This is a genomic window from Pseudomonas sp. LBUM1645, assembly GCF_059716185.1.
In genome coordinates this window covers 5,598,054-5,611,261 of sequence record NZ_CP166811.1, presented here as the reverse complement: position 1 = coordinate 5,611,261, position 13,208 = coordinate 5,598,054, and the positions used below count along the sequence as shown (strand labels likewise).

General features: G+C 58.8%; 11 protein-coding genes. 2 read left to right on the top strand and 9 right to left on the bottom strand.

All coding sequences use genetic code 11. From position 1 onward, the window contains the following. Positions 1–392 precede the first annotated feature (392 nt). From emhC to ACA079_RS25405, 3 genes are read right to left on the bottom strand one after another with little or no spacing between them, the layout of a single operon-like run. The gene (gene emhC, locus ACA079_RS25415) at positions 393–1,853 is read right to left on the bottom strand and encodes an efflux RND transporter outer membrane subunit EmhC (protein ID WP_497701376.1); all 1,461 of its coding nucleotides are present in this window, start codon (positions 1,851–1,853) and stop codon (positions 393–395) included. Then, complete coding sequence (gene emhB / locus ACA079_RS25410) at positions 1,853–5,014, bottom strand: efflux RND transporter permease subunit EmhB (protein WP_497701375.1); 3,162 nt, start codon at positions 5,012–5,014, stop codon at positions 1,853–1,855. The genes emhC and emhB overlap by 1 nt, the downstream gene beginning before the upstream one ends. Positions 5,015–5,017: 3 nt before the next feature. Continuing rightward, a complete protein-coding gene (locus ACA079_RS25405) occupies positions 5,018–6,175 on the bottom strand; it encodes an efflux RND transporter periplasmic adaptor subunit (RefSeq protein WP_497701374.1) in 1,158 nt (385 codons plus the stop codon). A gap of 265 nt (positions 6,176–6,440) precedes the next feature. On the opposite strand from ACA079_RS25405, the gene emhR reads away from it, so the two are divergent. Next, entirely contained in the window at positions 6,441–7,073 is a 633-nt protein-coding gene (emhR, locus tag ACA079_RS25400) for an efflux system transcriptional repressor EmhR (protein WP_497701373.1), read from the top strand. 281 nt (positions 7,074–7,354) lie between these two features. Here the strand turns inward: emhR and ACA079_RS25395 are convergent, their stop codons facing one another. From ACA079_RS25395 to ACA079_RS25380, 4 genes are all read right to left on the bottom strand, one after another. Next, positions 7,355–7,984 (bottom strand): hypothetical protein, encoded by a 630-nt coding sequence (locus ACA079_RS25395; RefSeq protein WP_497701372.1) that lies wholly within the window; start codon positions 7,982–7,984, stop codon positions 7,355–7,357. Between the two features lie 242 nt (positions 7,985–8,226). After that, positions 8,227–9,276 carry an alkene reductase gene (locus ACA079_RS25390; RefSeq protein ID WP_497701371.1) on the bottom strand — a complete coding sequence of 350 codons (1,050 nt, stop codon included), beginning with the start codon at positions 9,274–9,276 and terminating at the stop codon, positions 8,227–8,229. Between the two features lie 23 nt (positions 9,277–9,299). Then, positions 9,300–10,466, bottom strand: coding sequence for an MFS transporter (locus ACA079_RS25385; RefSeq protein WP_008152916.1), 1,167 nt, complete (start codon positions 10,464–10,466; stop codon positions 9,300–9,302). A 3-nt stretch (positions 10,467–10,469) separates the two neighbouring features. Then, positions 10,470–10,790 (bottom strand): ArsR/SmtB family transcription factor, encoded by a 321-nt coding sequence (locus ACA079_RS25380; protein ID WP_129441841.1) that lies wholly within the window; start codon positions 10,788–10,790, stop codon positions 10,470–10,472. 155 nt (positions 10,791–10,945) lie between these two features. On the opposite strand from ACA079_RS25380, the gene ACA079_RS25375 reads away from it, so the two are divergent. Continuing rightward, on the top strand, positions 10,946–11,515 hold the full coding sequence (locus tag ACA079_RS25375) for an acyl carrier protein phosphodiesterase (protein ID WP_497701370.1): 570 nt from the start codon (positions 10,946–10,948) through the stop codon (positions 11,513–11,515). Between the two features lie 110 nt (positions 11,516–11,625). On the opposite strand, the gene ACA079_RS25370 is transcribed toward ACA079_RS25375, so the two are convergent. Both ACA079_RS25370 and olsB read right to left on the bottom strand, forming a co-directional pair. Beyond that, positions 11,626–12,420, bottom strand: coding sequence for a lysophospholipid acyltransferase family protein (locus ACA079_RS25370; protein ID WP_497701369.1), 795 nt, complete (start codon positions 12,418–12,420; stop codon positions 11,626–11,628). Beyond that, positions 12,420–13,175 carry an L-ornithine N(alpha)-acyltransferase gene (gene olsB / locus ACA079_RS25365; RefSeq protein ID WP_007903792.1) on the bottom strand — a complete coding sequence of 252 codons (756 nt, stop codon included), beginning with the start codon at positions 13,173–13,175 and terminating at the stop codon, positions 12,420–12,422. Before olsB ends, ACA079_RS25370 begins: the two co-directional genes overlap by 1 nt. Between the last annotated feature and the right edge of the window lie 33 nt (positions 13,176–13,208).

Here is a 13,208-nt window from a genome sequence, read left to right as displayed (position 1 = left end):
ACGTGGGGGTTGCAGACAAAAATCTGAAATCAGGGCAAAAACGAACGGGATCAGCCGGACAGGGCAGGGCGCGGGGGCATGGTGTCGAACCTGTTGTTATTGGTCTTGTGCGACGAATGGTGCGGGGGATGGGCGGGGCGATTCAATTGGGGAAAGCGGGTTTTGGGCGATTATCGAACGTAAGATTGGCTCGGAATTTGTGTTGTCTGTTCGGGCCTCATCGCGAGCAAGCTCGCTCCCACAGTTGATCTCTGCTGGTCATCAATATTGTATTCACCCTAGATCCCCTGTGGGAGCGAGCTTGCTCGCGATGAGGCCAGTCCTGGCGCCACAATTTTCCTGCAGACAACAAAAAGCCCACCAATCGGTGGGCTTCTTGTTTTACAGCGCTATCAGAACAACTTCAGCTTCGGCGCTTCTTCTTTCAACGGCTCGTTCTTCGCGGTCTGCTCGTTCCAGCCACCGCCCAGTGCCTTGTACAGATTGACGGCACTGACCAGTTGCGCCAGGCGGTCAGTGATCAGCACTTGTTGGGCACTGAACAGCTGGCGCTGGGCATCGAGGAAGGTCAGGTTGCTGTCGACACCAATGCGATAGCGACGCTCGGCCAGACGGTAGTAGTCCTGGTTCGCGGTGACGAAATCACGCTGGGCCTGCAACTGATCGGTGTAGGTCTGGCGGGCGGCCAGGCCATCGGCGACTTCCTGGAAGGCCGTTTGAATGGACTTCTCGTAGTTCGCCACGCCGATGTCTTTCTGGATTTTTGAATAATCCAGGCTGGCTCGCAGGCTGCCGGCGTTGAAGATCGGCAGGTTGATCTGCGGCTGGAACAACCAAGTGCCCGAACCGCCCTTGAACAGGCCGGACAGGTCCGGGCTCAGGGACCCGGCATTGGCCGTCAGGCTGATGCTCGGGAAGAACGCAGCCCGTGCCGCGCCGATGTTGGCGTTGGCGGCTTTCAGGTTGTATTCGGCCTGAAGGATGTCCGGACGGCGTTGCAGCAAGTCCGATGGCAGACCGGCTGGCACTTCGCTCAGCAGGTCGTCAGCCAATGGCTTGGCCGCTTGCAGATTGGCCGGGACGCCAGTGCCGAGCAGCAGCACCAGGCTGTTTTCATCCTGGGCGACTTGACGGGTGTACTTGGCCATTTGCGCGCGGGCGTTTTCCACCGAGGTACGCGACTGGGCCAGGTCCAGCGCCGAGGCGACACCCACTTCGTTGCTGCGGGCGGTGAGCTTGTAGCTCTCCTCGAACGCACCCAGGGTGTCCTGGGTCAGTTTCAGCAGTTCCTTGTCGGCCTGCCAGGTCAGGTAGGCATTGGCCACGCTGGCCACCAGGCTGATCTGGGTGGTGCGGCGCGCTTCTTCAGTGGCGAAGTACTTCTGCAGCGCTTCTTCGCTCAGGCTGCGAACCCGACCGAACAGGTCGAGTTCATAGGCGCTGATGCCGACCGTGGCCGAGTAGGAACTGGTGATACCCGCTTCGCCGGTCTGCGAGGCCCGAGCCGGGACCCGCTGACGGCTGCCGGTGCCGTTGGCCGACACGGCCGGGAACAGATCGGCACGCTGGATGCGGTATTGAGCCGCAAAAGCGTCGATGTTCAGCGCCGCGACACGCAGGTCACGGTTGTTTTCCAGGGCGACCTGGATCAGCTGTTGCAGCGCCGGGTCATGGAAAAACTGCTTCCAGCCCTGTTCGGCGGCAGTCTGGGCAGGCGCCTGGGCCGACGAATACGCCGGACCTTGCGGGTACTGGCCCGCCACCGGTGCTTCAGGCTGCTGATAATCGGGAATCAGCGAGCAGCCGCCGAGCACGAAAGCGGCAACAGCCAGGGAGAGTAGCGACTTGCTCATTAGCCAGCCTCTTTAGAAGGTTCAATAGCGTCGTCCTGGTCAGCGGTTTTGCGCTGCCCCATGGCCGACACGGTGACGAAAAACAGTGGGACCCAGAAGATCGCCAGGATCGTGGCCGTGAGCATACCGCCAATCACCCCGGTACCGATCGCATGCTGGCTACCCGAACCTGCACCCGTGGAAATTGCCAGTGGTACCACACCGAGGACGAAAGCGAGCGACGTCATGATGATCGGTCGCAAACGCATCCGGCAGGCTTCAACCGCGGCATCGCGCAGGCTACGCCCTTGTTCATGCAGTTCCTTGGCAAATTCGACAATCAAAATGGCGTTTTTCGCCGCCAGACCAATGGTCGTTAACAGGCCCACCTGGAAATACACGTCGTTGGACAGGCCGCGCAGGCTGGTCGCCATCAGCGCACCGATGATCCCCAGCGGCACCACCAACATCACCGCGATCGGGATCGACCAGCTTTCGTACAGCGCTGCCAGACACAGGAACACCATCAGCAGCGACAGGGCGTACAACGCTGGCGCTTGCGAACCGGACAACCGTTCCTCGTAGGACAGACCGGTCCAGGAAATACCGACACCGGCCGGCAGTTTCTTGGCCAGGGCTTCGACTTCGAGCATGGCTTCACCGGTGGAATAACCGGGCGCCGGGGCTCCGAGGATTTCCATCGCTTCGACGCCGTTGTAACGCGACAGCTTCGGTGCGCCGTAGATCCACTCACCCTTGGCGAACGCCGAGAACGGAACCATGGTGCCGGCGCTGTTGCGCACATACCATTTCTTGACGTCTTCAGGACTCATGCGCGCGCCCGGCTCGCCTTGCACGTACACCTTCTTCACCCGACCGCGGTCGATGAAGTCGTTGACGTAGCTACTGCCCAAGGCAATCGACAGGGTGTTGTTGATGTCGGTGAGGGTGATGCCCAGGGCACTGGCCTTCTCGTCATCGATTTCCAGTTGGTATTGCGGTTCGTCGTTCAGACCGTTCGGGCGGACTTGCGACAGCACCTTGCTCTGCGCCGCCATGCCGAGGAACTGGTTACGCGCTTCCATCAGCTTGTCGTGACCGATACCGGCGCGGTCCTGCAGGAACACGTCGAAACCGGTGGCGTTACCCAGTTCCAGTACCGCCGGCGGTGCGAAAGCAAACACCATGGCGTCACGGAAGGTGAAGAAGTGCTGCTGGGCTCGGGCCGCGAGTTTGAAAACGCTGTTTTCGGCGTTACGTTGGTCCCACGGTTTGAGCATGATGAACGCCATACCCGAGCTTTGGCCACGGCCGGCGAAGTTGAAGCCGGTCACGGTAAACACCGAGGCCACCGCATCGCCTTCACCACCGTCCTTGCTCGGACGCAGAAGGAATTCACGCATTTCATCCACGACCACTTGCGTGCGCTGGGCACTGGAACCGGCCGGGGTCTGCACCTGGGCAAACAACACGCCCTGGTCTTCTTCCGGCAGGAACGCAGTCGGGATGCGGGTGAACAGCCAGATCATGCCGACCAGGATGACGAGGTAGGCCAGCAAGTACGGGGCCTTGTTCGCGAGCATGTTGCCCACGCCACGCTCGTAGCTTTTGACGCCACGGTCGAAATTGCGGTTGAACCAGCCGAAGAAGCCGCGTTTCGGCACGCCGTGCTCGCCTTTCGGAATCGCCTTGAGCATGGTTGCGCAGAGCGCCGGGGTGAAGATCAGAGCGACCAGTACCGACAGGGCCATGGCCGAGACGATGGTGATCGAGAACTGCTTGTAGATCACACCGGTGGAACCGCTGAAGAACGCCATCGGCAGCAGTACCGCCGACAGCACCAGGGCGATACCGACCAGTGCACCCTGGATCTGCCCCATGGATTTCTTGGTGGCCTCCTTGGGTGACAGGCCTTCTTCGCTCATGACCCGTTCGACGTTTTCCACCACGACGATGGCGTCGTCCACCAGCAAGCCGATGGCCAACACCATGCCGAACATGGTCAGGGTGTTGATGCTGAAACCGAACGCCGCGAGGATCCCGAAGGTACCCAGCAATACGACTGGCACGGTCATCGTGGTGATGACGGTGGCGCGGAAGTTTTGCAGGAACAGGAACATCACCAGGAACACCAGCACGATCGCTTCGACCAGGGTTTCAACCACGCCCTTGATCGACTCGGTCACCACTGGCGTGGTGTCGTACGGGAACACCACTTCCATCCCTTCCGGGAAGAACGGCTTGAGGGTTTCGATGGTCTTGCGCAGGGCTTTTGCAGTGTCGAGGGCGTTGGCACCGTTGGCCAGTTTTACCGCCAGACCGGAGGCCGGGCTGCCGTTGAACTGGGCGCTGATCGAGTAGTTTTCACCGCCCAGACCGACATCCGCCACGTCGCCGACACGCACTTGCGAGCCGTCCTTGTTGACCTTGAGCAGGATCGCCTTGAATTGCTCAGCGGTCTGCAGGCGGGTCTTGCCGATGATCGTCGCGTTCAGCTGTTGGCCGGCGACAGCAGGCAAACCACCGAGTTGGCCGGACGATACCTGGACGTTCTGCGCCGCGATGGCGGTTTTCACGTCCACCGGGGTCAGGTTGAAGTTATTCAACTTGGCCGGGTCGAGCCAGATCCGCATTGCGTACTGCGCACCGAAGACCTGGAAGTCACCGACACCGGCGGTCCGCGAGATCGGGTCCTGCATGTTCGACACGATGTAGTTGGACAGGTCGTCCTTGGTCATGCTGCCGTCGCGCGACACCACGCCGATCACCATCAGGAAGTTTTTCACTGCCTTGGTCACGCGGATACCCTGTTGCTGCACTTCTTGCGGCAGCAGCGGGGTGGCCAGGTTCAGTTTGTTCTGGACCTGAACCTGCGCGGTATCGGAGTTGGTGCCCTGCTCGAAGGTCGCGGTAATGGTCATGCTGCCGTCGGAGTTACTTTCCGACGAGACATAACGCAGGTTATCGATACCGTTGAGCTGTTGCTCGATCACCTGTACTACGGTGTCCTGCACGGTTTGTGCGGACGCGCCCGGGTAGGTCACCTGGATCGCGATGGCCGGAGGCGCAATGCTCGGGTATTGGTTGATCGGGAGTTTGAGGATCGATAGTGCCCCGACCAGCATGATCACCAGGGCAATTACCCAGGCGAAAATCGGACGGTCGATAAAAAATCTGGACATGGTTTACTCCCCTTTGCCGCTGGAAGCCTTGTCAGCTACTTTTGCGGGGGCAGGGTTCTTTGCGCCAACGTTAGTCGCTTCAGTGGCTTTTACTTCAACGCCAGGTTTGACGTATTGCAGCCCTTCGGTGATCAGTCGATCACCGGCCTTCAGACCGTCTTCGATCAGCCACTGGCTACCGACAGTGCGGCTGGCCTTGAGCTGACGCAGTTCGACCTTGTTGTCCGGTCCGACGACCAGCGCGGTCGGGGTGCCTTTGAGATCACGGGTCACGCCTTGTTGCGGCGCGAGGATCGCTGCGCTGTTCACACCGGCCTGCAATTGGGCGTGTACGAACATGCCTGGCAGCAGGGTGTGGTCAGGGTTCGGGAATACCGCACGCAAGGTCACGGAACCGGTGGTCTGGTCCACCGAGACTTCCGAGAACTCGAGCTTGCCTTCCTGTTTGTACTGGCTGCCGTCTTCGAGGGTCAGCTTGACCTTGGCCGCGTTGTCGCCGGATTTTTGCAGACGACCGCTTTCCAGTTCGCGGCGCAGTTCCAGCAGCTCTACCGAAGACTGGGTCACGTCGACGTAGATTGGGTCCAGTTGGTGAATCACCGCCATCGCGTCGACCTGGCCGCTGGTGACCAGCGCGCCTTCGGTCACGGTCGAGCGGCCGATGCGGCCGGAGAGTGGCGCGTAAACCTTGGTGTAGCGCACATTGATCTGGGCGCTTTGCAGGGCGGCTTCCGATTGCAACCGGTTGGCCAGGGCCGTGTCGTATTCCTGACGGCTCACAGCCTGTTCGCTGACCAACTGCTTGTAGCGGTCGGAGATCGATTTGGTCTGTTGCAGGTTGGCTTCGGCGCTTTTCAGGGTGGCTTCATAAACCGCCGGATCGATCTGATACAGCTGCTGGCCGGCCTTGACGTCGCCGCCTTCCTTGAACAGGCGCTTGAGAATGATGCCGTTGACCTGAGGGCGAACTTCGGCGATGCGGTACGAGCTGGTACGGCCCGGAAGCTCGGAGGTCAGGGTGAAGGCTTGAGGTTGCAGAGTAACGACGCCGACCTGAGGGGGTGGTGCGGCAGGTGCCGCCTCTTCCTTTTTGCATCCGCTGAGCAGCGATGCCAAGGCGAGGGCGGTGACCAGAGCGGTAACAGCTGGCTTGAATTGCATGAAAATCCTCGGGTCAGGCGCGCAAATTGCGCACTAGAAATGTGGAAAGGTAAAAAATGTGCGCTGAGTGGATAAGTAGCTTGCTAAGGAATATACTTACGTTCATGGTTGTTTGTAAATACCTTGGCCGCGTATCCACACCGTTACAAAAGCCGTTCAAGGGTTCGAATTGTAGGCCGGGGACGACGCCCAAGAACGCTCGCCCCACTTTTATTCAGCGGATGTTCAGACATCGCTGAAGCATCCTGATTGAGGTTGTACTGCCATGGTCCGTCGCACCAAAGAGGAAGCTCAAGAAACCCGCAGCCAGATACTGGAAGCGGCAGAAAAAGCCTTTTACGAAAGGGGCGTGGCGCGTACGACACTGGCGGATATCGCTACCCTGGCCGGGGTCACGCGCGGGGCCATCTACTGGCATTTCAGCAACAAGGCGGATCTGGTGCAGGCCATGCTTGATACCTTGCAAGAGCCGCTGGATGAAATGGCCAAGGCCAGTGAAAGCGAAGATGAACTCGATCCCCTCGGCTGCATGCGCAAGCTGCTGATTCATTTGTTTCATCAAGTTGCCCTGGATCCGAAAACCCGACGCATCAATGAGATTCTGTTTCATAAGTGCGAATTCACCGATGAAATGTGCGACCTGCGCCAGCAGCGTCGAGAGGTAAGCCTTGATTGCAATGTGCGAATCGCCCTGGCGCTGAGTAATGCGGTCAATCGGGGGCAGTTACCGGAAAACCTCGATACGGCCCGCGCAGCCATCAGCCTGCATGCGTACATCGACGGCATCCTGTATCAGTGGCTGTTGGCGCCCGACAGCTTTGAACTGCACATCGACGCCGAGCGTTTGGCCGATACAGGGTTGGATATGCTGCGCTTGAGCCCAAGCCTGCGCAAATGAAACAAAATGCGTAGTTGGATCCGTTTGTGTCAAGACTTGAAGCGGGGAATATCCCTGCTTCGCTCGCCTTTCTGTAATGGGGTGCTTTTATATACGTACGTTCGCCCGGTTGATAGGTAGCGAGCTACGTATTTTGTAGGGTTTTTGTGTCGAGTGTGTGAATGAGTGTGAACGACCCCGTTTTCGAGGGTGCCGTGCGGCCAACCAACGGCATCCTGTTTTTTGAAGGTTGTTCAGGTTCTACTCGATGTACGAGGCAGGCAGCGTTACTGGATGGGCGACTACTCTTCTCCGATATGGATATCCAGGCAGTAGCTGTATGGCGTTTTGGGTGCGTTCGCTCTCAATCGGGATGTGCATACCAGTTTCTTGCGGCCTATGGAGCGTGTCTGATGGTTCCAGGTCGGTGTCAATGTGGTCGCAATAATACCGAACGAAACCTTCACTACCATGCTTGTATCAAAACGACATTTCATGTCGCCTGCGCCATAAGTGAAAAACTTCTTGATAAACGTTTGGTCACGGCCAGTAACAGCTGAAAGTCTGTTGGAGTTAAAGTTCTTCTTTGTATCCATCGTGGCGATTGAGTAGGGCGGAATGTCACATTCGGACATATCCTCGACTTCGAAGTCTGTATCAATCAGCTGGATCGTTTCATCAGTATTGTTATGGACGAAGGTCAATAACCTTATTTCATTATTGCTTTGGCTAAATTGTTTCCAGTGCGCATTTTTACGCTTTTCAATTTCAGCGTTAATTTCCTTTTGTTCATTGTCTAGACGTTCATTCTCGTCGTTGATCTCCCTTTCTTTACGTTCTGCTTCTTTTCGCTCGTGCTCCCACCTATAGCTTTCTGGTGATCGTCCATTCTCGTGGTACTGCTCAGAAGATCCAGTGCGGTCGTTACTCATATCAATTCCTTTTGATGAGATGTATGTGTTGTTGATTATCTTTGTCAGGGGGTAGTTGCGGCGGGTTGAGTATCGATGTTGGTGGGTTTGTTTGATAGTTAATATTTTTTCTAATTGTTATTGTTGGGTTGGAAGGGTTGCTGTAAATAAGGTTGCGATAAGTTGGTTTGGGTGTGGTAGTTATGAATAATAAAAACCCCCGACTCTTTCGAATCGGGGGTTTTTCATTTCAATGTTGAAGCTTACATCACCGGGTAGTCGATATAACCGACCGGCCCTTTGGCATAGAACAGTTCCGGACGCGCTTCGTTCAGCGGCGCATCGGCCTTCAAACGTGCCGGCAGGTCCGGGTTGGCAATGAACGGCACACCGAAGGCCACCGCATCAGCCTTGCCGCTCGCCAGCCAGGCGTTGGCGCTGTCCTTGGTGAAGCGTTCGTTGACGATGTACGGGCCGCCGAATGCTTCTTTCAATTGTGGACCCAGGCTGTCGCCATCTTCTTTCTCGCGGGAGCAGATGAAGGCGATGCCACGTTTGCCCAGTTCGCGAGCGACGTAAGTGAAGGTCTCGGACAGGTTGTCGTCGCCCATGTCATGGAGGTCGGCACGGGGTGACAGGTGGACACCCACGCGGCCCGCGCCCCAGACTTCGATCGCGGCATCGGTCACTTCCAGCAACAGACGCGCACGATTTTCCACGGAACCGCCGTAGTTGTCGGTGCGCTGGTTGGTGCTGGTTTGCAGGAACTGGTCGAGCAGGTAACCGTTGGCGCCGTGGATTTCCACACCGTCGAAACCGGCCGCCTTGGCGTTCTCGGCCCCGACGCGGTAAGCGTCGACGATGTCGGCGATTTCAGCGGTTTCCAGGGCGCGCGGGGTAGGGTAGTCGGCCAGTGGGCGAACCAGACTGACGTGACCTTTTTGCTGGATGGCGCTCGGTGCGACCGGCGCTTCGCCGTTCAGGTACAAAGCGTGGGAAACCCGACCAACGTGCCACAGTTGCAGGAAAATCTTGCCGCCCGCGCCGTGGATCGCCTTGGTCACGTTGGCCCAGCCACGCACTTGATCGTTGGACCAGATACCCGGGGTGTCCGGGTAGCCGACGCCCATCGGCGTGACCGAAGTGGCCTCGCTGAGGATCAGGCCGGCCGAGGCGCGTTGTACGTAGTACTCGGCCATCAGCGCGTTTGGCACGCGGCCTTCGTCGGCGCGGCAGCGGGTCAGCGGCGCCATGATGATGCGGTTGGCCAACTCGAGGTCGCCCAGTTTGATCGGATCGAAAATAGTCGTCATTTCAGTACAACCCTCGTGAGGTATCAGTTAGTCGCAGGAGCCAGTTCGGGATTACCGCTCTGACGGAAAGTAATCAGGGTCACCAGCAGGGCGAGTACCGCCAATGCTGCTGCCGCGAGTGGAACGCTGGTCAGGCCGAAACCGTGGGCGATGACGCTGCCACCGACCCAGGCACCCAGTGCGTTGCCGATGTTGAAAGCGCCAATGTTCAAGGTCGACACCAGGTTCGGTGCGGCCTTGCCGTAGGTCACGACGTTCACTTGCAGGGCGGGCACGGCGGCAAAGCACGCGGTGGCCCAGAGGAACAGGGTGATTTCGGTAGGAATCAGCGCAACGCTGGTCCAGGTCAGTACGGTGGAGATCACGGCCATCGAGATAAAGACGCCGATCAACGTTGCGGCCATGCCTTTGTCAGCCAGCTTGCCGCCGATAATGTTGCCGACCGTCAGGCCCAGGCCGATGAGCATCAGGGTCCAGGTCACGCCTTTGGGCGAGACGCCGGTGACATCGCCGAGCAGCGGGGCGACATAGGTGAACAGGGTGAATACCGACGCAGCGAACAACGCGGTCATGCTCAACGACAGCCAGATCCCGGCCCCTTTGAGGGCGCGCAGTTCGGCGCGCATGTCGAGTTTCTCTTCATCACGCTTGGCCGGCAGGAAACGGATCAGGCCGATCAACGCGATGACACCAATTACGGTCACCGCCCAGAAGGTCGAACGCCAGCCGGCTTCCTGACCGAGCGCGGTGCCCAGCGGAACGCCGAGCACGTTGGCCAGGGTCAGGCCGGTGAACATCAGGGCCACGGCCGAAGCGCGCTTGTTCGCAGGCACCAGACCTGCCGCCACCACCGAACCAATGCCGAAGAACGCACCGTGGCAGAGGGCGGTAACCACACGGGCAAACATCAGCACGTTGTAGTCGGTGGCCATTGCGCAGAGCAGGTTGCCGACGATGAAGATGCCCATCAACGCTACCAGTGCGGCCTTGCGCGGCAATCGAGAGGTGGCCAGTGCCATGAACGGCGCACCGATGGCCACGCCGAGGGCGTAACCGGTCACCAGCCAACCGGCGCCGGGGATCGACACACCGAGGTCTGCCGCCACATCGGGCAGCAAGCCCATGATGACGAACTCGGTGGTGCCGATGGCGAAGGCGCTCAAGGCCAGAATGAGTAGCGAGAGGGGCATTGTTTAATTCCTGGTCGGAGCGCTGAGCTCCTTGACGATGGCGTCGAGGAACGCCTGAATCACGTCCTCGTTGCGTTTGAAGAAGTGCCATTGACCGGCTTTCTGGCTGCTGATCAGTCCCGCACGTTGCAAGTTCGCCAAATGGGCGGACACGGTCGACTGCGACAGGCCGCAGCGTTGATCGATCTGTCCGGCGCAAATGCCGTACTCGTGGTTGTGGATCTGTTCCGGGAACTGGGCTTTGGGATCTTTCAGCCAGATGAGGATGTCTCGGCGTACTGGGTGTGCCAGGGCTTTTATTATTTCGTCGAGGTCGATGGTCATGGTTTGGGCTCGTGATGAGTAAAACGCTATATCGCGATGAGGCGAACTTTAAATCGGTACTTCGCGATATACCAATATGATTTTGGTCTGACGACCGTGCAAATCGGTATATCGAGTTATAACGATATGTATGGCGCAGTGCTAAGCTGCGCGGCATGAACTATCTCGCACATCTTCACCTCGGTGGCCAGCGCCCCGGTCAATTGCTCGGCAGTCTGTATGGCGATTTCGTCAAAGGGCGGCTGCAAGGGCAGTTCGATCCGGAGATCGAAGCGGCCATCCAGTTGCATCGCAGCATCGATGTCTTTACCGACCGCCATCCGTTGGTGGACGTTTCGTTGTCACGGTTTTCCCTGACCCGCCGACGTTACGCCGGGATAGTGCTCGACGTGTTTTTTGACCATTGCCTGGCGCGTGACTGGACGCTGTACTCGGATCTGCCACTGGAGCAGTTCACTTCGGGTGTGTACCGGGTGCTGTCCGCCGAAGCGCAATTGCCGGAACGGCTGGCGCAGATCGCGCCGCACATGGTGGCCAATGACTGGTTGGGTTCCTATCGGGAATTTGCGGTGCTTGAGCAGGTGCTGCGCGGGATTTCACGGCGGCTGACGCGACCGGAGGAGCTGGCCGCAGCGATGCAGGAATTGCGGGTGTTGTATGAACCGTTGAGCGATGACTTTCGGTTGTTCTATCCGCAGCTTCAGGATTTCGCCAAAAACCGCTGACACCCATCCCTGTAGGAGCAAAGCTCGCTCGCGATAAACGATAACGCGGTCATCCGTTAAACCGCGGTGATCCTATCGCGAGCAAGCTTTGCTCCTACAGAAAAGCGGGGTTATGCGGCGATGAGTTCGCCAGCACGTCGCGGTTCTGCAGGTTTCGCCACTTCCCCAAACAACGCCTTCTGCACCGCCTGCTGTGCCTCGAACGCCAGTGCCGCACGCTCCCGACCTTCACAAGCAATCGGTTTGAGCAGATGAATCTCCACCTCACCCCGATCATGGGCAAACAAGCGCATCAAGTGCGAGAGCAAATCATCATCGCCAATGAACGGCGCCAGCGAATCGAGCTCACCGTCGCGCAGATAACGAATCGCCACCGGCTGCAATTTCACTTCGGAGTCGATCGCCGCAGACAGCAATCGACCGTGGAAAGTGCGCAACGAACGGCCATCGGTGGTGGTGCCTTCCGGGAACATCAGCAGCGGATGTTCCTGCTCCAGATGACGGGTCATCTGTTTGCGAATCAACTGGCTGTCGCCCGACCCCCGGCGAATGAACAAACTGCCGGCCTTGGCCGCCAGCCAGCCCGCCACCGGCCAGGTGCGCACTTCGGCCTTGGACAGGAACGACAGCGGCGTGAGCATGCCCAGCAGCGGAATGTCGGTCCAGGACACATGGTTGCTGACCCAGAGCATCGGCGCCTTTGGCAGTTCACCGTGCATGGTCACGCGAAAGGGCAGGGCATTGCTCAGGCGCGCCATGAAAAATCGCGACCAGCGTTGGCGACGAACCATCGAATGAGCAATCCCCAAACGCTCGAATAGCCCAAACACTCCAGCCATGCTCAAACCCAGCGCCACCACCACCAACACTCGCGCAATCCGCGCGTACACCCGTAACCGACTCATCATACGGCCGCCTTGAAGTGCTTGGCATAACGCGGGCAGAGTTCGTCGCGCTTGAGCAGGATGAACACGTCGGCGACCTGGAAGTCTTCGTCCCAGCACGGCTCGCCGCAGATCTTCGCGCCAAGACGCATGTAGGCCTTGAGCAGCGGAGGCATTTCGGCGATCACGTTAGATGGAATATCCAGCGTTGGCAGCGGTTTTTTCGGCTCGGCCCGCAGGTGTTCAGTGCACAGGTAGCGTTCGCGCAGTCGCTGCATGATCGCGTGGGCCTGAATGCCGCCGTCCTGCATCGGGATGCTCGCGCAACCCATCAAATAGCTGTAGCCGCCCTGGTTCAGCACTTCGGCCAGTTCGCCCCAGAGTACGGCGATGGTGCCGCCGTTGCGGTAGGCCGGGTCGACGCAAGTGCGGCCGATTTCCAGGATCGGGCCTTTGAGGTGGACCAGGCCATGCAGGCTGAATTCTTCTTCGCTGTAAAACTTGCCCAGGCTGCTGGCGGCCGTGTGGTCGAGCAAACGGGTGGTCGCCACCAGACGCCCGGTGTTCAAGTCACGCACGCCGATGTGGGCGCAGTGAACATCATAGTCATCCATGTCCAGACCCAGCTCCGCGCCTTTCAGTTTGGCGTTGAATTCGCCGCTGAACACGTTGAAGCGCAGGGCCTGGGCTTCCTGCAAGGCCTCGGCGCCCACCAGGCGTTCGGCTTGCAGGCGGCGTTCATTGCCGGTGTCGCTGATGCGGGCGATCTGAGTCATTGCGAATCTCCATACGGGCCGGTCACCCGTCTT